At 31.8% G+C, this 25530-nt stretch carries 27 protein-coding genes, 1 rRNA gene and 2 pseudogenes; 10 read left to right on the plus strand and 20 right to left on the minus strand.

The genetic code is table 11. From position 1 onward, the window contains the following. Nucleotides 1-200: 200 nt before the first annotated feature. From AMD00_RS05195 to AMD00_RS05215, 5 genes are all read left to right on the plus strand, one after another. Nucleotides 201-485: a hypothetical protein gene (locus tag AMD00_RS05195; RefSeq protein WP_053415993.1), complete on the plus strand. Its 285-nt coding sequence runs from the start codon at nt 201-203 to the stop codon at nt 483-485. A 175-nt stretch (nt 486-660) separates the two neighbouring features. After that, on the plus strand, nt 661-1389 hold the full coding sequence (locus tag AMD00_RS05200; protein ID WP_053415994.1) for a Fic family protein: 729 nt from the start codon (nt 661-663) through the stop codon (nt 1387-1389). A 157-nt stretch (nt 1390-1546) separates the two neighbouring features. Continuing rightward, complete coding sequence (locus AMD00_RS23890; protein ID WP_053415995.1) at nt 1547-1810, plus strand: hypothetical protein; 264 nt, start codon at nt 1547-1549, stop codon at nt 1808-1810. Further along, a complete protein-coding gene (locus tag AMD00_RS23895; protein ID WP_053415996.1) occupies nt 1779-2015 on the plus strand; it encodes a hypothetical protein in 237 nt (78 codons plus the stop codon). The genes AMD00_RS23890 and AMD00_RS23895 overlap by 32 nt, the downstream gene beginning before the upstream one ends. After that, nucleotides 2008-2406, plus strand: coding sequence for a hypothetical protein (locus AMD00_RS05215; RefSeq protein ID WP_053415997.1), 399 nt, complete (start codon nt 2008-2010; stop codon nt 2404-2406). The genes AMD00_RS23895 and AMD00_RS05215 overlap by 8 nt, the downstream gene beginning before the upstream one ends. A gap of 130 nt (nt 2407-2536) precedes the next feature. On the opposite strand, the gene AMD00_RS05220 is transcribed toward AMD00_RS05215, so the two are convergent. Together AMD00_RS05220 and istA are read right to left on the minus strand one after the other, a co-directional pair. After that, nucleotides 2537-2872: a hypothetical protein gene (locus AMD00_RS05220; RefSeq protein ID WP_407701119.1), complete on the minus strand. Its 336-nt coding sequence runs from the start codon at nt 2870-2872 to the stop codon at nt 2537-2539. A gap of 166 nt (nt 2873-3038) precedes the next feature. Then, nucleotides 3039-3833: an IS21 family transposase gene (gene istA, locus AMD00_RS05225; protein WP_053415999.1), complete on the minus strand. Its 795-nt coding sequence runs from the start codon at nt 3831-3833 to the stop codon at nt 3039-3041. A gap of 280 nt (nt 3834-4113) precedes the next feature. Between istA and AMD00_RS05230 the strand changes: the two genes are divergently transcribed. The 3 genes and pseudogenes from AMD00_RS05230 to AMD00_RS24295 form a co-directional block, all read left to right on the plus strand. Continuing rightward, nucleotides 4114-4281: a transposase domain-containing protein gene (locus AMD00_RS05230; RefSeq protein ID WP_281173049.1), complete on the plus strand. Its 168-nt coding sequence runs from the start codon at nt 4114-4116 to the stop codon at nt 4279-4281. An 89-nt stretch (nt 4282-4370) separates the two neighbouring features. Then, nucleotides 4371-4544, plus strand: coding sequence for a helix-turn-helix domain-containing protein (locus AMD00_RS23900; protein ID WP_281173050.1), 174 nt, complete (start codon nt 4371-4373; stop codon nt 4542-4544). A 442-nt stretch (nt 4545-4986) separates the two neighbouring features. Then, nucleotides 4987-5145: pseudogene (locus AMD00_RS24295) on the plus strand (IS3 family transposase); the annotation flags it as partial. A 323-nt stretch (nt 5146-5468) separates the two neighbouring features. On the opposite strand, the gene AMD00_RS05235 reads toward AMD00_RS24295, so the two are convergent. The 8 genes from AMD00_RS05235 to AMD00_RS05265 form a co-directional block, all read right to left on the minus strand. After that, a complete protein-coding gene (locus AMD00_RS05235; protein WP_053416001.1) occupies nt 5469-6545 on the minus strand; it encodes a hypothetical protein in 1077 nt (358 codons plus the stop codon). Nucleotides 6546-7113: 568 nt separating this feature from the next. Beyond that, a complete protein-coding gene (locus AMD00_RS05240) occupies nt 7114-8577 on the minus strand; it encodes a YcaO-like family protein (RefSeq protein ID WP_053416002.1) in 1464 nt (487 codons plus the stop codon). Between the two features lie 21 nt (nt 8578-8598). Beyond that, nucleotides 8599-9639: a hypothetical protein gene (locus AMD00_RS05245; RefSeq protein ID WP_053416003.1), complete on the minus strand. Its 1041-nt coding sequence runs from the start codon at nt 9637-9639 to the stop codon at nt 8599-8601. Further along, nucleotides 9626-10618 (minus strand): hypothetical protein, encoded by a 993-nt coding sequence (locus AMD00_RS05250; protein ID WP_053416004.1) that lies wholly within the window; start codon nt 10616-10618, stop codon nt 9626-9628. Before AMD00_RS05250 ends, AMD00_RS05245 begins: the two co-directional genes overlap by 14 nt. 13 nt (nt 10619-10631) lie before the next feature. Beyond that, nucleotides 10632-13469 carry a thiopeptide-type bacteriocin biosynthesis protein gene (locus tag AMD00_RS05255; protein WP_053416005.1) on the minus strand — a complete coding sequence of 946 codons (2838 nt, stop codon included), beginning with the start codon at nt 13467-13469 and terminating at the stop codon, nt 10632-10634. An 84-nt stretch (nt 13470-13553) separates the two neighbouring features. Further along, nucleotides 13554-13721 (minus strand): hypothetical protein, encoded by a 168-nt coding sequence (locus AMD00_RS23135; protein ID WP_157059177.1) that lies wholly within the window; start codon nt 13719-13721, stop codon nt 13554-13556. Between the two features lie 325 nt (nt 13722-14046). Further along, nucleotides 14047-14162 (minus strand): 5S ribosomal RNA (gene rrf / locus AMD00_RS05260). Nucleotides 14163-14166: 4 nt separating this feature from the next. Then, nucleotides 14167-14613, minus strand: a complete 447-nt coding sequence (locus AMD00_RS05265; protein WP_053416006.1) for a hypothetical protein — start codon at nt 14611-14613, stop codon at nt 14167-14169. A gap of 198 nt (nt 14614-14811) precedes the next feature. On the opposite strand from AMD00_RS05265, the pseudogene AMD00_RS05270 reads away from it, so the two are divergent. Both AMD00_RS05270 and AMD00_RS05275 read left to right on the plus strand, forming a co-directional pair. Next, nucleotides 14812-15186, plus strand: a pseudogene (locus AMD00_RS05270) (glucose PTS transporter subunit EIIB); the annotation flags it as partial. A 314-nt stretch (nt 15187-15500) separates the two neighbouring features. Next, nucleotides 15501-15731 (plus strand): hypothetical protein, encoded by a 231-nt coding sequence (locus AMD00_RS05275; protein ID WP_053416008.1) that lies wholly within the window; start codon nt 15501-15503, stop codon nt 15729-15731. An 83-nt stretch (nt 15732-15814) separates the two neighbouring features. On the opposite strand, the gene AMD00_RS05280 is transcribed toward AMD00_RS05275, so the two are convergent. The 10 genes from AMD00_RS05280 to AMD00_RS05325 all read right to left on the minus strand — a co-directional run bounded on the left by AMD00_RS05280 (nt 15815) and on the right by AMD00_RS05325 (nt 25529). Beyond that, entirely contained in the window at nt 15815-16477 is a 663-nt protein-coding gene (locus AMD00_RS05280) for a Dph6-related ATP pyrophosphatase (protein ID WP_053416009.1), read from the minus strand. 259 nt (nt 16478-16736) lie between these two features. Beyond that, a complete protein-coding gene (locus AMD00_RS05285; RefSeq protein WP_053416010.1) occupies nt 16737-17171 on the minus strand; it encodes a hypothetical protein in 435 nt (144 codons plus the stop codon). A 245-nt stretch (nt 17172-17416) separates the two neighbouring features. Then, nucleotides 17417-18058 (minus strand): NIF family HAD-type phosphatase, encoded by a 642-nt coding sequence (locus AMD00_RS05290; RefSeq protein ID WP_053416011.1) that lies wholly within the window; start codon nt 18056-18058, stop codon nt 17417-17419. 51 nt (nt 18059-18109) lie between these two features. After that, nucleotides 18110-18763 (minus strand): YesL family protein, encoded by a 654-nt coding sequence (locus tag AMD00_RS05295; RefSeq protein ID WP_053416012.1) that lies wholly within the window; start codon nt 18761-18763, stop codon nt 18110-18112. A gap of 12 nt (nt 18764-18775) precedes the next feature. Continuing rightward, nucleotides 18776-19609 (minus strand): histidinol-phosphatase HisJ, encoded by an 834-nt coding sequence (gene hisJ, locus AMD00_RS05300; RefSeq protein WP_053416013.1) that lies wholly within the window; start codon nt 19607-19609, stop codon nt 18776-18778. 17 nt (nt 19610-19626) lie between these two features. Continuing rightward, nucleotides 19627-20982, minus strand: a complete 1356-nt coding sequence (locus AMD00_RS05305) for an MATE family efflux transporter (RefSeq protein ID WP_053416014.1) — start codon at nt 20980-20982, stop codon at nt 19627-19629. Next, nucleotides 20966-21865: a metallophosphoesterase family protein gene (locus tag AMD00_RS05310; protein ID WP_053416015.1), complete on the minus strand. Its 900-nt coding sequence runs from the start codon at nt 21863-21865 to the stop codon at nt 20966-20968. The genes AMD00_RS05305 and AMD00_RS05310 overlap by 17 nt, the downstream gene beginning before the upstream one ends. 15 nt (nt 21866-21880) lie before the next feature. Then, nucleotides 21881-22780: a carbohydrate ABC transporter permease gene (locus AMD00_RS05315; protein ID WP_053416016.1), complete on the minus strand. Its 900-nt coding sequence runs from the start codon at nt 22778-22780 to the stop codon at nt 21881-21883. Nucleotides 22781-22839: 59 nt separating this feature from the next. Next, on the minus strand, nt 22840-24483 hold the full coding sequence (locus tag AMD00_RS05320) for an extracellular solute-binding protein (protein ID WP_322787042.1): 1644 nt from the start codon (nt 24481-24483) through the stop codon (nt 22840-22842). A 65-nt stretch (nt 24484-24548) separates the two neighbouring features. Further along, nucleotides 24549-25529 carry an ABC transporter permease gene (locus AMD00_RS05325; RefSeq protein WP_053416018.1) on the minus strand — a complete coding sequence of 327 codons (981 nt, stop codon included), beginning with the start codon at nt 25527-25529 and terminating at the stop codon, nt 24549-24551. Between the last annotated feature and the right edge of the window lies 1 nt (nt 25530).

Consider the following 25530-nt stretch of genomic DNA (forward strand, 5'->3'; position numbering starts at 1 on the left):
AGATCATGTTTTGAATAACAATCCAAAACATAATCTTTTTTGTTATTGAATAAAGGTTCATTCTAAAATTATAAATAATTTATAATTCAATATTATTTAAAAATTATACTAATTAGATATTAAATAATGTATAAATAAATAGTAATAGGTTATAATTAATAACAAATATCTAATCATAAATAAAATATAAGGACTGATACATGATGAATAACGAAAATATAAAAAATAAAACGATCAAAGTTTCGGCGCAACGTCATTTAGTGATTCCTAAAGAATACTATGACACGCTAGGTATCAGTGAGGAAGTAACGATTGAATTACATGAGAGGCATTTAGTAATTAAACCCGTGATTAAAATCGATGCGGATTTTGCGGAGAACTTATTAGAGGAATTAATCATAGCTGGTTTTAGTGGCGAGGAACTAGTTGCCAAGTTTAAAGAAGTGAAGCAAATGGTGATAAATGGCGAGAAGCCCTGTTTATAACACTATATAATAGAAGAAACTCATAAAGAGTAGTTGGTAATTATATTATGTTTATTGACTTCAGGCTTCGTGAAATGTGAATTAGATGAACAATCACTCATTCGATTGTCCTCACAAGCCTTAAAAATCGTTATAATAAAGTAACTTATCTGTATGCAAGGATTGGAGGGATTGTATGTTTACTGAAATTGATCAAAAAAAGGCGTTACTAGATGCTAAACGACCTTTACCTAAATATACGTTAAAAAGCTTGGAAGAAAAGCTTTTATTGGATTGGACCTATAACTCAAATGCCATTGAAGGCAATACATTAACAATGCAAGAAACAAAAGTTGTGCTAGAAGGTATTACAGTTGGCGGGAAAACAATGCGTGAACATTTGGAAGTTATTAACCATCGCGACGCCATTAGTTTCGTTGAAGAAATTGTCCGAAAAGAAGACCCGTTGTCACAGTGGCAAATTAAAAACTTGCATCGTCTTGTGTTAAAAGGCATTGATGACCAATACGCTGGGGTTTATCGTGATCAGCAGGTATTAATCGCGGGGGCGACACACACACCACCTGCTCATTATCTTATTCAAGAAGAAATGGACCGTTTAATGCAGTGGTATGTAACAGGGGCTATATCCTTACATCCAGTTGCTCGTGGGGCGATGTTACATGCGATCTTTGTTGGTATTCATCCATTTATTGATGGTAATGGACGAACATCTCGCTTACTATTAAACCTTGAATTAATGAAAGAAGGCTATCCACCTGTCATTATCCGTGTGGAAAACCGCTTAGCTTACTACGAAGCACTGGATAAAGCAATCGCACAGAATGATTTCACTGACTTTATCACCCTTGTTAGCCAAGAAGTTGAACGTTCTTTAAATTTATATTTAAGTGTCTTGGATTAAAAGAAATATGTTAATTTCATTGACTCTATTTCCCTGTGAGAATTTACGAAACAAATAAGAGATAGATAACACATCTCTCTATTCGTCTAAGCCGCTCTGTAATGAAAAGACCTCCAACTCTCTAAATAATAACTCAAACTAATTGGACGTGAGAGTCATGGAAACCATTCATATACCTGCCGATACTGTACGAATTATTAGTACATCTAGTAAAGGCGACCAATCGAAATGGCGTGTTGGTGACAAATGGGGAAAACAAAATACAAGGGGCTACGAAGGGCAAGCAGAAGTACTTGCTTCACTTGTAATGGCTCACTCTACGTTACAAGAAACGGATTATGTCATGTATCATCCTTGTGAAATCATTCTCCCAGATGGTGAAAAGTCACTTGGCTGTTATTCACACGATTTTAAAGCGTAAAGTGAAAGCAAAACCATTCAACTCAAGCTTTTCAAAGCAGCTTGCCCTTTATACAGGACCAGCCTTTCTCAAAAAACAAGCACTTTTAGAAGCTATCGAATCAAGTACGATTGATTTCGGGCGTGCTAAGCAAGTACTCCTATCACAGTTGATTGATCCGATCTTTAAACATCTCTTCATGGAAGGAAGTGAAACACATGATTGATTATATGAAGTTTGATGTCATGTGGATGAATGACATCATTGCAACAGTCGATTTAAAGCCTGCAAATGGTGGAACGCCTTATGTTGTTAACTATATTGATGACTTTAACAAGCAGTTTTCACCGAATATGGAGGGGCATATTACACTAGAGGAGCTTGAAAAATGGCTCAAATGGCGTACGTTCCCACCAACACGGGCCAATGCAGATGAGCTTCTTAAAAGTCTGGGTATGCAAGCATATAATCGCTGGGGCATTGTGCGTAAAACACATGGTGTCATGGCAGATGATGAAATTTGGCTTCGTTTTAAAGGAGAAGAATTACGTCATAAAGATGTATGTCTTCGTAAAGAGCTCTATTATCCGAATAATTCGAGCGAAACACTTATTTAATCTAATATAAGAGAAATACATCCTACTTATCTAAATTGATAGGCAGGATTTTTTATTACTTTAAGTTTTTCCTTTATAATCGTATACTATCGAAGTCCTTTAAACCGAGCTGAAGGGTAGTTGTTAACGCTTATGTTGCACGCTCTAAATTTTCTTCTTGCTTCATAAAGTCTGCTAATAATTCAATAGCCGGTCTCGGCTTCACTTGTTCTTTTATAAAGTCTTTCCAAGGATCCGGTAATTCCTGATAAAATATCGTTTGTTTTAAGGATTTTGGCTTTTTCGCAATTAAGTTTAAATAAGGTGTCCATTTCATCGATTCTAAGCCTGTTCCATAGAGTCTTGGGTGACGAATAATTTCTTCATAATCTTCATTTAGTATAGAAACGCTACAATGTGTCATTTTTACCCAAACTTTTTCAGAGGCATATGCGGCGGGTGTCGTTGAATATAAATTCGTCTCGATTTGTACTTTGCCATAGCCATTTGCTTTTTACTGAATAACTCTTTGTACTTCAAACGATTGTTGCGGTAATGGCTTCATGGCTTTTTTATCCGCAATCATTAGCTCGGAAATCATAAAATCATGTCCCGTTTCTCCTGCAATTTTCCGTAAGGAATAACCTTTCTCGTCATATAAAAATTTGATATGATGGATTTGGCAATAAAAAGTTATTTCGCACATATTTCACCATATCCTCAACGTGACCCTTCTCGTTTCCTTGTGCTGGATTACAGAATTCATATTCAAAGCCATGGTGCAACACAAACCGTTCAAACATATCCGTTAATTCGCGTTCACCTTTTGCGAAAATCTTTTTCACAGCGGGCTTCAAATTATCATAGCGAATAGTTTTCGGTACGCTACCCATATGCTGAAATATACGTTGTAAGCCTTCAAGTAAGCACTCAGTATTTTCCGAAGGAAATACTTGAAAATAAAAGGTATTTGCGTGTGGAAATGACATCACCAAGAAAGGTAATTCAATGATTTCATTTAAGTATTTGAATGGCGCCTTCCCAAAATCAACTTGTGCTGTTCCACGGATCGTTTCCAAAGGTAATGTTGCGCCTTCAGCTTCTGCTGTAATCTCTCTTTTCCTTTTTGAAACGTATTCGCGAACGGTACGCGCCTTTCCTTCAAAGTTATGCTCCTGTACTAGCTGATTAAACATACGCTGCGCTGTTCGTTGATACTTCTTTTTCATTTTTAAATCTTCGCGAATCCATTCATCTAAGATTGGCTTCACTCGATCCATAACCGGTGCTTTTCTCGTTTGCTTCTGTTTTTGAGGAAATTCCTGTTGGTTGGCATATTTCTTTACCGTAGGTGGATCGTGCTGCACCTGTCGTGCCACTTCCGCATAAGTTTCGCCTTTTTGGTTTACTTCATGACTGATATAATGGATTTCTACCACTTCTAACATCTCCAATCCCTCCTGTTAAACGTTGTTGGTCCAACGAGGAGTTTACTTTTATTGGGGATTGTTGGCAAGTGGTTTTTTCATACATAAATTAACCGCCATAACTTACATTCTTATAATGCCATAACCAGATATGATGAACTTGTATCATTGTTAGTAGATTTGAAGGGTGCCTTCAATGATATTTTTTTGCGCTTAAAAGGAAGCATAGCTGCTGCAATTTCCCGTTGCATAATGCTCCCTTTTTATTTTGCACTAAACAGCCAGCGCGATTATCTATAGTATTGTAGAAACAGCAAAAGAAAATGAGCTGGATCCATTGAAATATTTAACGTATGTTTTGGAGCAATTACCGTTAATTGATTTAACGGATGAAGCAGCGTTAGATGCTTTGATGCCTTGGTCAGATGCAATTCCGACCAACTGCCACGTACCTAAACGAACTACATAGATAGCATAACAATAGCGTCCCCTGGAAAACAGGTGGGCGCTATTTGACGCTTACACTCTACTATACCACGTAAGCTCGGTACGACATCTATCCTAACAGAGGGGGGTGGTCGTCCGGCCGTAGATCCAGATACGAAAAGACGTATTGTGAAATTATATGAAAGTGCCACGGATATTGCGAAGGAATTTGGGATTGGACGGAGTACGGTTTATAATGGAGAACGACATTTTAAAGCAAGCAGCGCTGATCATAGAAGAAAATAAATGTGGTTCGTAATAAAGTGTACGAAAGGCTTAATATACAGCGATTTCAAAGGAAATCGAGCGTATATTTAAGGCATTCCGCAATAATTATGGTACCCATAAATATAAGAAAGAATTAGCAAGATTAGTTGAACCAAAATTAGTTTCTCGTCGTCGAACTCGCCACTTAATGAAAATCTTAGGTTCGTTTCAAACTATACAGTGGCGCAATTTAAGCCACATAAATCGAGTTGAATTGCAGCATCAGTTTGAGCAAGAAGAGCCGCCTGATGTCATATAAAGTTGCACTATGTATGCTTATTTGTTGACCTATTTAATCGCAGGCCGAGGGAAAGAGTTTGATAATAAACTGATTTCTGAAGAATTTGAAATATTTGGCATCCAACGATCACTGAGCATAAAAAAGTGCCCTTACGATAGAACGTGAGCTGAAGCTACATTCAAGGTATTTAAAACAGAATTCGCTAATCAAGCTCACTTCACCTCTCTTGAGCAGCTCATCCTTGAACTAAGCGATTACGTACACTGTTTCAACAACATTCGAATTCACGAAACACTGGGCTATCTAACGCCCATGGAATTCAAGCAACAACCTTTATAATTTTATCCAGTTTAGTGTCGACATTCTAGTAACTGGGGCATAAAAACTTATAAAAATTCCGCATCGCTTGTATCAGCTGCTCTCAAAGAATAGTCTTAAGTATTATAGTTCTAAAAAGATGACGGTTTTTTATATTTTAGGCATTGTGTATAAAACGAGGGTGAAGCATGGACAAGCTGCCTAGCCAAAAAATACTTTTTTGGGGCTTATTTGGCATTTCTATTTTTCGTGCCTTGGTTAGTTAGTCCGTAGAAAGTATTCAAATCTAGCATTTTCCGTTTTTAGCATAATAGGTATGTGATGGGACCACAATCTAAATGAATTTATTTTTGGAAATTCACCAAAAAATAATGAGGAATATACTCTATAAAACCCAACCCCTTAACAAATTTCTCTGTTTCAATCATATTAAATGACTTTAAGGGTCTAGAATTATATCCTTCTGCTGTACCCATAAGGATTTTTTCTTGACAAATAGACCCTATATTTATAATTTGACTACTTAGATCGGCATTTAAAAATTTTTTGTTGAAAAGGAATATATACAGTTCATTTACATATTTAAAATTTACTGTATAATTCAAACTATTAATTTCTGTATAATGGAATTTAACAGTATTATAAAAAAAAGAATCCCCACTTCTTGTTAATTTAATTGTTATAATCTCATTTTCAATACCCAATAAACTGTTTTTAACATAAACACACTCCTCTTTTGAAAACGAGTTATTTATAAAACTTGATTTTAAAAACAAAGAAGGTCTTTGTGGTCCACTTGTTCTATTAAGAAATAGTTTATCTAGTATTTTCATTTCTTCACTTTTTTTTAGGTCTTCTTTAAGGATATTGGTTGATTTTCTTAGAATAACTTTATCTTCTTCAATTTCTGATAATTCATAAAAAACCCCCATCACCTTTGTTTTAAGAATAATATTGTAAATTAAATGACCGACTTCTAGCAATAATAAGGATTTCTTGATTTTATCGTAATATTCCGGATATTTATTATAATCTTTTAAAGAGATTATGATATCCATTTCATTATAATAAACTTTGGAATTATTTTGATAAACTATCTGCTTGAATATTTCTCCGCTCAAATCGTCTATATTAAAATAGTAACCTCCGCTATAAATCTGAACATTTAAAGGATATATAGCTCTTGGTGATGGGTAGCTTTTATGAAGTATATACTTGTTATATTTATTGATTTTTATATAACTATTTAATTTAAGTATCTCTTTAATAATGCCTTCCTTACAATACCACTCTTTTGCAATATTACTAATTTGTAACCTTTTATAAGTCTGGAATTCGTGAGCTTGAGAATAATAATATTTTAAATTTAAATATGCTTCCATTTCTACAAAATAATCTTTTATATCATATAAAAAAGCCATGTACATCTCTCCCTTTATAGATGTTGGCACATCAATATCCCACGCTATTTTTGAGTCCTAAATAATATTTTTCAATACGTATTACAAATATCAACAAATCTATATACAAAAATACGCACTTTATAGTGTACGATATTACTCATCTTCAGGAGCTAGGTGATTTTCAAATGATAGGATTTGAAGTTAACGTTTGCTTTGAAAATGGTACTACGTTTTTCATAACGCATATAGATGAGCTAAAAGAAGAGTTTTGTATCCTTCGAATCAACCAGTAAACAACTAATCTCATCAATAATTATTAGCTTATATTTCTTTATAATCCTAAGGACGAATACTTAATTCTCGGTTCTATATTGAATGTTGTGCAATATATGCCATGTTATAATAAATCCATAATTGATAGTCATGTATTTGACTTCCGACTTTTTCGCCAATGTACTTAGTGGGGACTGAAATACTGACTGTAAGACCTTTTTCTCAATTCTTTCCTGATTTCTCTTGTGCCATAATTATTGTCATTCCGTTTTTTATGCTCAATTTTTTACGAAGAATCCTTTATCTTAACTAATTAGGCTAAAGGATGTATATTGTTCATCAACCTTTTATTTGCATCATTTATTTTCGTGCCGTTATAACGAATAAATTCAGTTGTGAAATCTAATAAAGGTGAACCTACTACAATTATTTTAACGCATGTAAAATTAATCCTAGAAAGTAAGGAATCAGACAAATTTACAATTAATACATCTTTGAAATCTTTAAGAATCTGTTTTTGTAAGTGGGCTATTTGTTCTTCTAGCTTATTACCTGTAAAAATTTTTTTATTATAACTATTTGAAATTACAATCCCCGCTAATTTCTTTTTCATCATATTTCTACCCTTAGAGGTATGAAAAAAAATTATATGATCATCAATATTGTCTAAATTCTTAATTTGTAAATCTGTATTTTTAAAATTTGTAGCAGTATTATACGCCCCAAATGCTTCTTTAAATGCTGATTTCATACTATTTAATATATTAAATGAGCATCCTAGTCCCGTAAAAGAATTATAATTATTATCATAGATAATGCACCATGTAACATTGACTCCGTAATTATTATTTAACTCTACAAATTTCAAGCTAAAATTATATTGTGCTAGACAAATTTTATAGGTTTCAAAAGATTTCAAAAGAAAATAGTCCCCTATTCCACTACCAATGCCATCATTAAACCAATAATTTATAAAAACTATTCTCTCGATAGATTCTAACAAGCCATATAATAAAGCCTCATTAAATGTATTACCTAATGCACACCCATTAGAATTTTCATATACATAACGATTAACCACATCTTTCACATGATGATATGCGCATTGTAAAGGGATAAGAGTAGTTTTGTTATTATTTAAAGAAAGCGCAAAAACCCACTCTAGTTCTAAAGATTTCGAATACATGTATAGATTTTTTTTTTTTGAAATTTCAGGATCATATACACCTAGACTTTCGGGATTTACTATTGAATATATTTTCTTTAAATTCTCATAATTATTAATTATTACATCTTTTGGTTTTATCGCGGTCGCCATTCTTTCAATATATTCGAGTAGTGCTAATTGCAAAGAATCTCGTTTTCTATTTCCTATTCCAAAAGAATTTAAATTTTTATCAAATCTACTACATATTTGATAAATATTATTTTTATCATCGTATCTGTAAATTAGCCTATCAGAAGTGCATTCAATTAAGTTCTCCAGTTTATGGATATTATGGTTTTTAATAATCCTATTACCTGCGGGGCTATTATTTTGAGTATTATTAATTTTATAAATGATTAGCATACTTTCTTCTTCAAGCAGAACTTCCTGAATGTTCTCGTTATACAGATTAATAAAGGATACTATTTTCAATAAATCAGATGGCAGTTTGTACTCTAGTATTTCTATTTTTTCTGAAAAAATCTTCTTTATTATGGAATTTTTGAATATATTAAATTGATTTTTTATATTCACTTCTAATCTTATATAAACATCACTTATATTATACACGTAATTCACCCTTTTCTAAGTTCAAAGATATTTACTCAAATTAAAAGTAACCTCCGAAAGTGAACATTCATATTCTTCTTCATCTTTGCTTATAATTCGAACCTTTAAATTATTAAAAATACAGCTTTTCATTTTAGGGAAATATACTGGAATTAATTTTCCAAAAAATGAATTCATTATTTCATCTCCATTTTTATAAATTTCAGGAATATATTCTTTAATATTTAGTACATTTTCAAATTCCCCTTTAATTAATTGATTATCATTAATAAATTTAATAGTATTATTTAATACATCATTCTTATCAAAACCCAAAATAATAGCTTCTCTAATCTTTTGTTGATTATTAATTTCTATAGAAATAAACGGGTAATAATCTTGATAATTTAACTCAAAATAATACCCAGAGAAAATCTCTAAATCAAGAAAACTATTCTCAAAATTAAAGTAACTAATATTTTCGAATTCTAATAATTCTTGCTTATTATCAAAATCTTTTAGATCAATTTTAATTAAATAGCTACTAATATAATTCATTAAATTATTATTTTTTATGCTATTATAAACTACAGCAGCAGCATATTCATTTATAAATTTTTCCTTCGTTGAATCTACAAAATTGTTTATATTTAAATTTCCGTTTGACACTAATATATACTCATTATTTATGTATACCGAAATGGCACTTTCATATTCTTTGTTTCCCCTATTCTCTAAACAATTGTTTATTTTTCTCCAATTAGGCATATGGGATAAATAGTTCTCATAAAATTTATTTATAAAAATTTCCGGACCTACAATCTTTTGTATTTTTATTTCTTCAGAATTTGAATTCTCTTTTACATATATTTCTTTATTAACAAAAAAATTATACATATCATTTTGGAATTTCGATAAACTTTCAAGAATTAAGGTATCATCTTTGTTGTTTAGTATGTCTATAAGGTTATATACTTCTGCTTTTTGAATGTTATTTAATATTAGTTTATAATTTTTTTCTTTAACACTTATAATAAAGTTATTTTCTAAATCCAAAATATATAATGAATTATCTAACCCCATCTAATCGTCCCCTAAGTATATTTCCATAATATGTCATTGAAATACTATAGTTTAAATAATATTTATCTTTTACATTTATATTCATTAGTAATAATTTTTCATAAAGTATGTTTAAGAACCATTTATTAACTATCAATGGGGTATTAACGTTCATTTCATTTATGAGTTGTGGATTGTTATATATCTTTGCGTGTCCTAAGGCTAGATTTTCATTGTCTATTCCTTCTAATATTACTTCCAATTTATAGGGCGAAAAGAAGTTAATTTCTTTATTAATGATCATCTCTTCAACCATACTAAAAATTTCTAAAAATGAGTTAAATAATTCATTTCTCTTGGGGATGTAATTTCCATTGTAATCATGCCTTTCTTCAAATTCATTATAAATAATATCACTCTCCATTTCATTTAACGAATTTACAAAACCCGTAAAATGTGAAAGATGAGATACATAAGGGTTAAAAAGTTTCAAACTATAACTATAATTTTCTTTCCAAAATTCATCAAATTTCAAAGTAAAATCAAGTAGTAATTCTAGTATTTCCAATAATACTTTCGGCTTAAAATAAAATTCAGCAAATAAATTATCTAACTTTTTATCTATCCGTAAATATAATTTCTTCTGATTAATATTTTCTAAATTAGACAATGGTATATGATTTCTTTCTATTATTGTATTTTGATATATATTTGATAAATCATATTTATTTTGATAAAATTTTTCATTAACCTTTGAATATACTTTTTTATAATTATCAACATCATATAATTTCGTTGGATATTTTTCCAAAATATTAGATAATCTTTCTTTCACTTTTTTTAATTCGTCAGCACTAAATCCATATAAGACTAGGTGAGTGCCATTTTCCCATCCCTTTTTTATGTGTATATTGTCATTCTTTAGTAAATCCAATAATTGTTGCTTTAATTCATGTGCCATTTCGTTGACATTTAAATAAATAGTTAATGTTTGTTTCATTATTTCTCCCCCCTCATCTATTATTCTCGAATTGTCTTTTTAAATTTTTAAAACAATAATAGGAGATTTCAAATACCTGATCTTCAACTAACCTATTTATCCCAAAATTTCTATTAAACATCATATGATGTATACTTTTTATAAGATAGGAATTTTTATCTTTATTATTACTTTCGTCAATTAATTTTTTTATAGGATCTAAGTAAATTTTCTCATCATTTTTCAGGTTTCTATTAAATTGTTCGTTAAAAATTTCATGTGAAATTGCTTTAAACAAATCTCGATTTTTCTTATAAAACAAATAGTTTTTATGATTTTTAGAATAAAATGTTGAAAGATAGGCTGTAAATTCTTCATAATCATTACATAAATTCACAAAAATCCTCAAACTCATCTTTACTAAATTAAAAATCTTTTCATCTCCATATAAGGTTTTAGATTCTGTATTTGTTATATAAAACCTATTAGTATCATATTCAAAATAACGTCTTACGGTTGGATAGCCATTTTCACCAAAATACCTGCTATATTCTGGGAAATGCAACTCTTTAGAATACGAAATAATTAACTGCTGCTGTGTTAACATATCATTTAATTTTTCTTCCAAATATGAAGTTATTAAAGCATCTGTCTTAAAACGCACTCTTAATTCAGGTACATGATTTTTTTTATAATTAATAAAGAAAACCCCTTGAGCTTTATATTTATATAACAAATCTAATATTGGTAAGACTATTTCTTCATATGAAAAATAATTATATAGAATTGAATAGTAAGAAGTATTAAAATCTACTTTCTTATTAATGAATTTAATTTCTTCTACTTCAAAGCTTGCAAGTTTCTGATAGTTATCTGTAGGTAACACAGAAAAAACAAGTTCGTGATTCTTTATTTTTCCATTACATAAATATTCACTTCCATCCACCAGTTCTAGATAATTTACTTTAGGATTATTAAAGTGTTCATACAAAATTTTATAAAATAATATAGTCCCTTTTTTTAAAGGGAGCATATTAGAATATTGATTTATTAATAAATATTCAGGTAAGTGAAATTGAATACATTTTTCATCTATAAAATATTTAAAATTTTCAAAATCCATTTTAATGTTTAAGTATTTATATTCAAATTTAAAAATTCTCCACGTTTTTTCCATCAATATTATGTTATTATACATTATTCTGGGAGTGAAGTTATTTTCAGTATACGTATTTAAAGAGAAATTTTTATTTACATAATCAGAATATAAATATAAAAATTTGGATATTGGCTTCTCATTAAAAAAGAGTATGTTATACAAATCTAGAAAATATGGTACTATTTTTTTATTTAGTAACTTAGATTTTAAATATATTCCCTTTTCATCAATACCTATAAACAAATCAGACAGAGGAATATTATTTTCTTTTATAGCTACATCTGTAATTGCTATACTTTCGTTTATAAAATAATGAGATATATCCTTATTTTCATTAGTTCTAATTTCTACAGGTAGTCTTAAAGTAGATTCTTTCATATTATATTTATTATTGTTAAAATTCTTCAAATCACTTATTTTGGCATAGCTACTTTTCATACTTTTACTTATTAGCCCGTTATAGAAACTAAGTTGGAAAGGTTTATTTTCCTTAATTATGGTATGAACGCTAAAATCAAATCCGTTCAAACCGTAATTATTCAAATTAATTTCACTGTTATTTCCAAAAATAAATTTCAAATCATTTTCATTTAAATTTATAACTTCTTTATTGTGATGTACCCTAATTAACTGATCCAATAAATTATTTTTTCTATTTTCTTCTATATATATATGTTCTGTTAGTAGCCGCTCTATTTCAATTTCTTTTATATATTCAGTTAATTGAACATCATGATATAAACCATATTTTTCTGTGAAATCCAATATGATTTCATCCATAACTTTTTGACTTGTATTTATCTCCAACAAGACCTTTAATTCTAAGGCCTTCATTAATTCATTAAAATTTATATTTTTCATTATATCGCTAAGATAATTAGGAGTTTTTTCTAAATAATATATGTTCAAATATTTCCTAGTATCACCCAGTACTATAAATTCCATAATTTCAATTATTTGTTTATATAAACTCAAACCTTCTCCAACCTTGGTATAAGAATATTTTGTTATTAATTCGTATAATTTATTTAAGTTACTTGAAAGATTTGGGTCTGTAAATTCTACAATATCTGCTAAAGTTCTTAGTGTTAGTATTTCATTACTTAATGTAAATAATTCTGTTCGTATTATTTTGTTGTCTAAATATAATAAAATAATTTTTTTTTCTATATCAGATAACTCATCAAAATTTATATCAATAGAGTTTTCTAATTTCAATATTAAATCCATATTTATATTAGTATATTTAAATTTGAATACGATTTTTTTCCTGTCTTTAAATCCATAAAAATAAATATGATCATCAATTTTTTTATAAGTCATACATAAAAACAACCTATAATTTTTTATATTTAAAGTTTGTTTTTCTACTATTTCAATTAATTTTTCTAACCAATCTATTGATAAAGTTATACTTTTTTTATCTTCATTTATTACTTTGTTATTCATGCTATAAGAACTAAATAATCCAAAAGGTGTTGTTCTAAATCCCATTCTCAGAATATACTTAGCTAATGTTAAATCCAATTTGTCTGATTTAGACTTTGTATTTAACAATTGTTGATTTGAGACGTAAAGTCTTTCATTGATAGAATCGTCTTTAAGATTTTTCTTTATAAATTCATTTAAATCTTCCGAAGTATACAATTCAGTTATTATATTTTTTTTTAATGTAGAGTTTCTAATTACAAAGTCTTCTGAAATTTCCCTCATAAACATAACCTCTCTTTTTATAAATGTGCAAAAATTAAATTTGCGACCAAAAGTTAACCTTTGGTCGCAAATTTAATTTTTTATTTAGTTAGTTCCTGGAGTTCCTGTTACTATTGAACTGCAATTTCTTGTTGAAATTGAAGCCCCCATATCTTCAAGTAAAGTACTAGCATCTACTTCATATACTTCAAAAGATAATGTCTCTTCTTCATGAATACTGTTCTGATCCTTTTTATTCACATTGTTATTCATTTTCTCACCTCCTTAAAATAAAAAAAACATATTTTACAAAAAAATCATTTACAAACTATTTGTAATTACAACTAAATAATACCAAATTAATTCTCCTAATACAAGAAACAACTAAAAATAAAAAGATAATTACGAAATTTTAAATAATTTTTCTTATAATCTTAAGTATTGGAAACAAAAAGAATAAATCAATTGATTTTAAAAGACAACTTTTAGAAATGAGCCGTAGTCCCATACCGCTCTGATGAGCCCCCTTTCAGTATTGCACTTAAAGTGTAAATTCAAGACACAAAAAAACCACTGATTTCTCAGTAGTTTACTATTTGCGAAGCGACGTCCTACTTTCACAGGGGAAAACCCCCAACTACCATCGGCGCTAAAGAGCTTAACTTCTGTGTTCGGTATGGGAACAGGTGTGACCTCTTTGCCATCGTCACTTCACTTATTAAATTAAAAGAATTGTTCTTTCAAAACTGGATAAACGGTTCATTGAGTTTTCGTAAACAATGTGGTTAAGTCCTCGACCGTTCATAGCATATGCTTCGGCCGTTAAGAAATTTTGATTCTTCTCCTTTTTCCAATTAAAAATATCCGAATAAATGCTTTTAAAACTAGCTATCGAAGGATTACTAGCTATTAGCTCTTTTGTTAATTTCTCTACTTTTAAATAAAGCATCTCATAGTCTTCTTTAATTTGAATGGTTCTACTTTGGTCAACATACTGACTAGTCAATTCAGCAGTCTCTTTATGAAATTTACCTGTCTCTATCAATAACTCTGCTATCATAGCGTTTTGTTGAGATTTAAATTTTCTTTTCCACTTTATATATATGAAAAGCCCATAAACTAATAAAGAAATTATGATAATACTGATTAAAATTGCGACTTCCAATGTGTCTTCCTCCCGTAATTCCATGAAATTATAAAGGTATTATAGTAAATAATACCATTTCATAAATTGATTAGTAGATAAATTCCTAATCAATATTCTTCGACTAGTTACTAAATTGTAAAATCGTCCCTTTCATTCTATAATTTAAGGCAGAAGGAGCGAAAACTATGAAAAACTTCCGTACATTAGCGTAGGCTAGGTTTAGTATTTGCAGTCATTTACTATTTCTTATTCCGATTCTTAATCGTGAAATTCAACTTGAAAACACCTGGTAGAGAAGATGATGAAGATGTAGAAATAGATGAAGTTGGAGACACTACATCAGGTAATAAATTCTCAGACATGGCATCTAAAATTTACGATGCGTTAGGTGGCGCTAAAAACGTAACTTCTGTTGACCACTGTGCAACTCGCCTACGTGTAGAAGTGAAAAACATGGATGTTGTGGATCAAAAGAAAATTAAGGCTACTGGTGTTCCTGGTATTAATGTAGTCGGTCCAAAAAGTATTAAAGTAATCGTTGGAACAAACGTACAGTTTGTTGCTGATGAGATTGAAAAAATACGAAAATAATAGTAATTTACTAGACTGAGTTGTAAAATGCTCAGTCTTTTTTTCTATGAATATATAAAATAATTCTACTTTCAAGCCTAATAACGAATTTAAGACCAATACAGCTTGATTAAAATCAAATCTCCCCAATATAAGATCTATGCGCTGTATAGACGGTTCTTTTTTCTTATTTAATTAGAGGAGCAGTCTAATTGAACAGGATATATTTATAAATATGGTAAAGTATAGTAAAATCGAAAGAAACAATAACTTAAACGTATTTTGTTCAACTTCCCCTATTGAACTAAGTACGTTACATATTAGGGGGTTTTTATATGGAGAAAATCTTAGTGAAAACAGGGATATATTCTTTTGTTATTTCTTTCTTCTTATTAGTAGTTTTTATGAAAATAGAAAAAAGTATAACTGATATAGAGGGGATGACTTCATTTGTTGTAACACCTTATCCAGAGTTTTTCTTTAATATTTTTAGATATTCTATAATCACTTCAATCATTGCGCTTATACTTGTATGCGTTTATATACTTTCAAATAAGAAAAAATAGTAACAAACTCAACAAGTGTATTTTACTTTATAGACAATGTGAAGAAACTAAAAAGACCGCACTACTTCCATGCGGTCCTTCTTTCATTTTTCTTCTAATGAAACTGGCGAGAAAACATAATGCCCTTTTTCTACAGGAGCAGAAATAGAGATAGGAACACGCTCAGAGAAAATAGGTCCATCAACTACAATCGTGTGAAATTCCCCATTCTCGCCACACGCATCAATGCCTGCTGCTTCTAGTTCCTCTACTAATTCTTTTGTTAATCTTTTCCCAACATAAGAAGCAGGCATCATAGTCGTATTCACTACAATAATCCACGACTCAAAACCAGCTTCTAACAGTTCCTCTACCACAGATTTTCGCGACATTTTCCATAATGGATGGACTGCTATAATATCCGATTTCGCACATGTTGTTTTGACCCACTCCAAATGACCTTCCAGATCAATATCACCGAACACGCCGTGTGTAATCCCTTTAGCCCGACATGCATCCATCGCATCTATAAATTGTTTCTCGTAAGAACTCCAACTTGCAGGTTTAGTTAAAAGGGGTACCCCTAATTTATCCACTTGTGCTTGTACAACTTCTAAAGGAACTGCATGAGACTTAGAAATCTCCCCATCTTCCTCAAACATTGTTAATATTTTCTTCGGAATCATTCCTAATTGCAGTGCTCGATAATATGCCATCGCCGAATCTTTTCCACCACTCCAAGAAGCAACGAAATGTACGTTTTTCATAGTAGAATCACTCCTTATATTGCCTGTGTTAGAATCAATTATTAATAGCTTCTCACACAAGTACATATTTAATCTTATTGTTGAAATTAAAACTTAAAGCGCCATACTAAATAGCTTTCTTAATATGTACTCATAATATAATTTGCAAGTTATATACCTCCATATTTTACTACAATAACAGCATATATGTATTAATTGATCATTCGTATAATATCACCAGTACCATCAGTTCGGATAATCACCTAACCTAAGTTCTTTATTACCTTTTTACTAACTCATTTCTTTTGGCACTCATATTTTTAATGAATAATATAGTTGAACATACCAAACCACCAACTAGACACTGAACTATACTGCTCATATATAAAAGTGCACCTATCCCTTCTAGCATAAAGTCTTTAGGATAATATGGACCCCAATCTCTATATGTAAATCCAAGATCCAAAAAGTAAATAGCAAGTCCAACACCACAGCTTATTATAATGAAAAGAAAGTTATTAAAAAAATATCTCCCTCTTCTTTCAGATTCTATTTTATAGTTGATTACCAATAATACTATCGGCGTAAATAATATAATTTCTGACTGTAATGTCGACAACTCTCTTGCATTCCCTAAATTTTTGAGCAACACCACTAATAAATGAATGGATAATACAGGTACTACATTAATTAATACTAAGTTTTTTAATCGCATCAGATTCTCCTACCTAAATTAATAAACATACTCCCAAAAGAGTAGTAATAATACAAAATGTGTATTATTACACTTATATTTTATAGTATTTTTTATTAAAATGCTAGATAAATTACAATCATTTTTTCATTATGGCTATAACTTAAACTAATAAAAACGCTATTGTTTATCACTTATTAATCCAGGTTCCATATAAAAATACCCCATATGATAGACTTTAAATCGTCAACCATAAGGGGTACATTTTATACTATTGTCATTAATTCCTTTAAATCATCTATGACTTTATCTGCTTTTTCTAGTTCTGTAGCCTGGGCGAAATCGAAATTGACACCAATAGAGAATAACTCATTGTCTTTTGCAGCAAGAATGTCTGATAAACGATCCCCGACTACTATCCCCTTCTCAATTTTATTTTCTAGTAAAATCTTCTTTACCAAATCCGATTTATGTCCAGAAGGTATGGTCTGAATACTGTATACTTTCTTGAAAAATCTATGTAGATCATAAGTATCAACAATTGATTGTAAATAAGAAGCTTGTCCATTACTCGCTATATATAAATCGTATTTTAAGCTAAGTGTTTCAAGTACAAGTTCTGCGTGAGGATATAAGTCACCTTGTTTGTCTTTAATCAGATTAATTGTCTTTTCGTGAAAAATCTCATTATTTTTTTCACGCATCTCTGATGAATGTTGTGGGCATAACGTTTCCCAAACAACCGGTAACGGTACTCCCATTATCTCTCGGTATTTATTGATTGGCGTTTCCTCGTTCCATGATCCATTGGCTCTTAAGATATCAAATGTTGCTGCCAATGCAGGTTCTAAGATTAAATTAGTCTGAAATAATGTACCATCCATATCAAAAATTATTGCTTGTTTCATTAATAAGCCACCTCTCAATCTTTATACAAATTCATAATTCTACAATCATTTTCAATAGTACAAGAGTTCATCTCGTTGTTGTTCATACAGTGTAGAATTCTTTCTCTTTTGTACCTTAAATGTTGGGAACATTACCTTTGCAATTACAAAACCTAAAAGAGTCACACCGATAAATGGAATAATACTAGATCCGTAATATAGCATAGTGCAATAAATTAATAAGGCAGCAATAAGTATAAAGCTTTCCTTAACATGTGTGATGGGGTATTTGAGCATTTGTAAAAAATACTGGTTTATCGTCAATTCATAATGAACGTAAATAGCAAAGCCCATTAAAGAAGAAATCGAGACATATATAAGTACTCCAAACAAAATAAATGTCATTACAAGTCCAATAAGGCTAGTTGACTGTAATGTAAGCTGTATATCTGCCCAAATAATAAGCCATAAAACTACCATACCGTAACCAAGTACATTCGCTTTCAAAAAGCTATTACGATAGGCTTGCCAGAAATCAGATAAAAGCTTCACGTCTTTTCCTTGTAACATCCATTTGCGGAGCAAACTAAAAATTGCAGCAGTTGCAGGAAAAACGCCTAATATGCCAGCACCTAATATTGAAAAGCCTATCCATAAGAAGTTTAAGAGTACAAGCCTATACAGCCATTCACCAAATACATTAAATTTCTCATAAAAACCTTGCATGTACTTCTCCCCTTAGTCACTTAAGTAGTTTGCAACCATGTCGTAATAACGCCCGACTTCATAACTTTTATGTGCGTCGGATCCAAAAACGATATTAATCCCGAGTTGCTTTGCCTGCGCAACAATTGGTAGTGGTGGATACGTCTGAAGACAATATGGCTTCGCTAATCCGGCAACATTTAGATCCAGCGATAACTGACGTTGCTGCATTTCTTGTAAAATCTCATTTAAATAGCTTTCACCGATTTCATTGAATGTCGTAGGCTCGTCAAAATAGCGTTCAAACTTATTGCAAAGGGTAATATGACCAATTCGTTTTGGCTTATATGGCCCTAAATCTGCTTTAATAGATTGTAAGAGTAATGACAAGTATGCATTTTGTGCTTCCTGGAACCCTCCGTAATACTCAACAATACCTTCCTTATAATCTTCTGGACAATAATCGATAGCACGCCAGCCACCATGACCTTGTAAAAAATGCAAAGATAGTATATTGTCGTCAGTTTGTGGACCGAATTCATTTAAAAACGCCGACGTCCAATCTTCAAATCCAGGAGCATAGTCAATTTCAAAGCCTACATGAATATTAATTTGACTAGCATATTTTTTCTTTAAATCATGCATTTCAGTTAAATATGTAGGTACATCTTCTATTCTCATTCCTGCCGTATCAATTGCATACTGCTCTCCTGCTGCTGACTTTAAAAAGGCTGTTGGCAAGGGTGCATGCTCTGTAATACTGTAATCAGTAAAGCCTTGTTTGATAGCTTGCATTATATATTCCTCGACAGACTCTATACTGCCATGTGGACAATAATGCGTATGTGTATGTCCATCCTTTTTCAAAAATATCCCCCTACTTTCTAAGATTGAATGATCGTAATTCGCTGCCATTTTCCTTTTAACCAATACGCTGCTAGCAATAGTAAGCGTAAGTATTCATCTACTATAAATATAAACCATATTCCATAAATACCAAAGCTTGTATATTTAACAATTAAAAAACAACTTGGGATAACTAATAGAAAAGTAGTGACAATATTTAAATACGTTGGGTATTTAACTTCTCCTGCAACATTTATCGCTCCGACTAATATTTCATTTAAAGCCCGAGCCGTTTCGAGTAAAATATTTAACCACAACAGTTGTTGGACGAGAGTAATAATGGCGTTATTATCAGTGAAAATTGAAATAATACTTTTACTACTTAAAGCAAGCAGCAATGTCATCGCAATAGTGGTAACGAACGACCATTTTAAAACACTATTTGTATAGCGTGAGGCATCTACCTTCTCACCTCGTCCTATCAATTTCCCTATAATCATTTGATTCACAGTTGACATCGAAGCTGCTACCGCAAAAACAACGAGTGAGATGGTTGATGCATAAACCTTTGTTGTAACAATTAATGTCCCTAGCGACGCGATAAATGCGGTAATCACCGTTTGAGATACGTTATACGAAATATTTTCAAATGCTGACGGGAAACCTAGTGATAATATACGCCTTGTCATTTTCCGAGATAAGTTTGGTTGAAAAAGTGCTTTACGATATTGTTGGAAGTACTTGACGAAGAATAACAAAATACAAATACTTCCTAACATCCTTACTAGCAATGTGACAGTAGCAATACCGGTTACTCCAGTCCCAAAGATTGAAAATGAAGTATTCAAAACGATGTAATTCCCAACAATATTGCACACGTTAATCGTAATCGATAAATACATGACAAAACGAACTATAGCAAAGCTACGAAGTACAACTCCGATACTTGAAATGACTGCTTGGAAGATAAAACTTATTGCAACAATTCTAGTATAACTATTAGCTATGTCCATTAAACTGGATGGTGTTTGCATCAACTGTAAAAGCGGAGTCGCAAATACATAAAATACACCTGCAATAACAATCGCGGTAAATAGCGTAAAGTAAACAATATGTGAAATAACTTGTGCAATTGTCTCCCTGTGAAGATGCTCATTCATTTGGAATAGTTGGATACTGCAACCGATCGTAATAATCCCAACGAGCATAAAAGCTAAATTTAAGAGCTGTGCCGAAATCCCAACAGCTGCTACCGCATCATCACTATAGTTGCTCAGCATTAGTACATCGATGTTACTTAATAATAGTGCAAAAAATTGCTCTATTAATATTGGAATCAGTAATACCTTAAACGTTAATGGCCGTGTAACTGTATCGTTATTTACTAAATTCATAACTAAATTGAGAAGCTGTTAGGGTATGTGTTTCTATGGATTCATCTTGCAAAGTAATGATACGCGCCCCCCGCTCTAAGTCACCGTAACACTGATAGCCACCCACTTGTCCATAAATTAATCGAATGCCATGATGCTCCCCAACGAAATTATTATCATGATCATGACCGGCAAAAAATGCTTTGACATCCCCTTGTATAAAGGCATTTGCGAATAAACCTGTATTGATGTAAGGTGCTGAAATCGTATCATTCGTTTCATTACATTCACCTGAAAGAATTGATTTTGATGCCTCCTTATATTCGGGAATCGGAATGTGCATAAAGATAGCATTATTCTTTAAGTTGTATTTAGCATAATGTGCAGCAGTTCTACGATACCAGTTTACTTGTTCTGGATGTATCCATTCATAATTTCCAACGGGTAATGGAGCGTCTGCGCCTGAGTCCATTACGTATAGCACATGTTTTAATGCCTTACTATCATTCCGGTCATAAACTTCAATCGCATAGCATTCACGATCTTCTACGATAAAAGAATGATTTTTAGTAACAGCATTTTTCAAATATTTTTCCAGTGCACGAATTTCGCCTCGACTAAATTCATCTTCTGAATCATGATTCCCATATGTTATTGCTACTGGGACATCATACTTATTAAACCGCTCTAGCAATTCCTTAAAAATAACGTCTGACTGTGGTACCCCATCACTCCAAATCAGGTCTCCAGTGATGATAGCTAAATCAGGATTTAGTTTTGAAAATGCATCTTCGATTAATTGAAATGTCTTTAAATCATCTTCATGATGCGGTTTTGAGCCAATATGTAAATCCGTTAACTGTAAAATCTTAAAGTTATTTTGTTCATTATAAATTAGTTCCATTTTTTTAACCCCCGTTTATTCTTTAATAGAGCCTACTGTAATCCCTTTAACAAAGTACTTTTGGATAAATGGATAGACGCAGACGATAGGTAATACCACAAAGATAATGGTTGCCATTTGAAGTGATTCACTTGTAATCGAAACCCGATCTAACATTTCATATGCTTGCGATCCAGAAGATCTCAGTAAGATATCAGCTAACGCATCTTGACGTGTCAACATTTCTTGTAATAAGGTGGCAAGCGGTTTTAACATTTCATCACGGACATAGAATGTCCCTGCATACCAGTCATTCCAATGTCCAACAGCTGTAAATAGACTAATTGTTGCTAAGACTGGTTTACTCATTGGTAAGACAATCGTCCGAAAAATCTTAAATTCACTACTACCATCAATGCGGGCAGCTTCTATTACACTCATTGGTAATTGGTTGAAAAATGTTCGTAATAGTAGAATGTTCGTTACACTATATAAGCTCGGAATAATATATACCCAAATCGTGTTCGTTAAGTTTAGGTCCGTTAATACTAAATAGTAGGGAATAGTACCGCCACTAAAGAGCATTGTAAAGAAGATGAAAAGCGTAATATATTTGCGACCTGGTAGCGTTTTGACTGTTAAAGCATATGCTGCCATTGCCATCAACCCAACACCAATAGTTGTCCCGACAACTGTACGGAATATAGAAATCATCAAGCCGTTTATTAAATTATTTTGTTTAAATACTTCGGTATAGTTTTCTAGTGACCAATCACGTGGTAAAAACATAATTCCACCCTTTTGGGCATCCATTCCATTATTAAATGACAATGCTAAAATGTGCATAAAAGGTAGAATAATTGTTAAACAAAGAATACCGATTAATATCAGGTTTAATATACGTAACGGCAATGGGGTTTCCATACTTTTACTCATGTATTCATCTCCTTAAAGACATCTTCTGAACACTTAATGTCCAGAAGATGAATGCTATCTTAATACTTAATTGTTACACCATCTGCAATTTTATCTTCGATGAACTTTGTAAAATTACTTAAGCCTTTACTTTCTAGGTTTTTCTTTGATTCAGCTAAAATGGCTTCTGCTTCGGTTAAATCTTTTGCATAGTAAGCACGTAGTACGTCGTCTTTGTAACGATCAATTGCTGCAGTCAGTTCTCCCTTATCTCCTTCAAATTCATACAGAAATGATTGAACGGATAATCCATCGATAATACGCGCTTCTTTTAAGTGTTTGTCAAAGTCGTAGATTTTTGCGATTTGTTGAGCAGCCGTATCATCCTCTTTAGCAACACTTTCACCCCATGTAAGTTCTCCGAAGTCAGCTACGTTATCCATATCTGTATAACCTAAATGCTCACCCCAGTATGAACCTACACCACGGAAACCTAGCTTTTTAGCTTCTTCTGGATTTTCTTTAAGTAAAGTTAATAATTCTTTTTTAACGACCGGTTTACCTTTCTCATCTAACTCATAGTCACGACCTTCAAGACCGTAGAAGTATAGTAATTTTCCTTCTTCACTTGCTAACCAGTCTGCAAACTTCACAATATGTTCAGGCATTTCCGTAGTACTTGGAATAGCCCATCCTGCATAACCAGATTTATAAGAAATGACCATATCGTTTGTTCCATCAACTCGTTTGATTGGTCCAAGTGGAATATAAGTTAAATCGTTGTTTTCTGTAATGAAGTTATGCATATTGGATACAATCGCAAATGAACCGTTCACAACGCCTTCTTTCGCTCTTGTTTCTTCCATTGTGTAGAACTCTTTTGTCATTAATCCTTCTTGCATTAATTTTTGTACATATTTTACACGTTCGATACCATAGTTGGTTTGAGTTTCATGTAGTACTTTACCGCTTTTATCTGTCATAAATTTCTCACCCGTTGTGCCTGTCCATACTAAATCGTTATATAGGGAGTCTCTGTCCATCCCTCCCCAAACTGTAGGTCCAATAACTGTTACTGGTTTACCATTATCATCAACAAATTTCCCATTTTTAATTTTCACGGCTAAATCATACAGTTTTTCTGATGTTGTAATTTCGTTTGGATCGATGCCAAGTGCATCAACAATTGCTTTTTTAATATAAACGCCACCAACCGTTTTACGACCAATATCTCCTACGTTACGGTTAATTGACATATGCACTAAGTAAGATGCAGCGTCCCAATCATCACGGAACATAATGTTTTTCGCTGTATCTTCTGGTAAATACCCTTTTTCAAAATATTTTGAGTAGGTTTTAGTGTCTTTTAAATAGGGTGCTAGGTCTGTAAACATCCCTTCTTTCGATGCTTTTAGAAGCATCGACATCTCAGGACGACCACTGTTATCTAAATAGTAAGAAATGAAATCTGGTAAGTCTCCCGCAGCTAATCCAGCAGCAAGTGCTTCTTGAGAGTCTTTAGATGTAATACCTTGTAGCTTTAATGTAATCCCCGTTTTTTCTTTTATATACGCTTGAATTTCAGGATTCATCTCTACAGATGCATCATTTGCTGATTGGAAAACTAAACCGGTAATTGTACGATCTGCAATCCAAGTATCAGGTGCATTCGCTGGTTTTTCCGTATTAATTGTTGAAGATTTATCGTTGCAAGCAACTAACATCAAAGTGAATGCCACTATAAAGATGCTCAAAAATGTTTTTTTAAAATTCCTCACTACTATTCCTCCTACCATAATGAACTATCGAATTTTTTACTGGTTACTCGATTCACTACTATCGTTAATACTAATCCTGCTATCCCTTGCATTAATCCAATAGCTGTTGCATATCCAAACTGACCACCTTGGAGACCTGTACGAACAATATACGTATCAATTGTCTCTGATACATTGGCATTCCCAGGGTTTTGCATTAAATAGATTTGATCAAAACCAGCTGATAAAATACTACCCAATGACAAGATAAATAGAATAATAATTGTCGATGTTATACCAGGCAAAGTGACATGCCAGATTTGACGTAAGCGTGATGCGCCATCAATTGATGCGGCCTCATACAATGTGGGAACAATGGCCATAATGGCTGCAAAGTAAATAATTGAATCCCAGCCAATTCCCTTCCAAACGTAACTAATAAATACGAGCGGGAAGAAATGTGATTCCTCCATCATAAAGAAAGTTGAACCATCACCACCGAATTTTTGAATTAGTTGATTTAATAAGCCTGTATCTGGTGCAAGTAAGCGTGACATAATCCCAACTACAACGACCCATGAAATGAAATAAGGTAAATAGGTAATACTTTGTAAAGTGCTTCGTAGTTTGCTATTTTTCATTTCACTAAACATGATGGCTAATATGATTGGAAATGGTAAAGCGACAAATAATTTCAAGCAACTAATAATGAGTGTGTTCTTTATGTAAATCCAGTTTCTAGGGTCGTCAAAAAATTGCTCGAAATATTTTAAACCGACAAAGTCGCCTCCTAAAATCCCCGTATTAAAACCGTACTCTCGGAACGATAAAACTAATCCAAGCATTGGCCAATACGAAAAGATTAAGAAAAAAACAAGACAAGGAAATAGCATCGTGTAAAAAACTTTATGCTTCTTAAGACGTACCCAAGTGGATACCTTTACTGGTTTGTAATGTTGTTCAAGCTCCTCTTGGGACTTGAGTTCGCCGTTATAGGTGACAAATGTAGTCAAT

Origin of the sequence: Viridibacillus arvi, from assembly GCF_001274945.1 — a bacterium.
Lineage (GTDB): Bacteria > Bacillota > Bacilli > Bacillales_A > Planococcaceae > Viridibacillus > Viridibacillus arvi.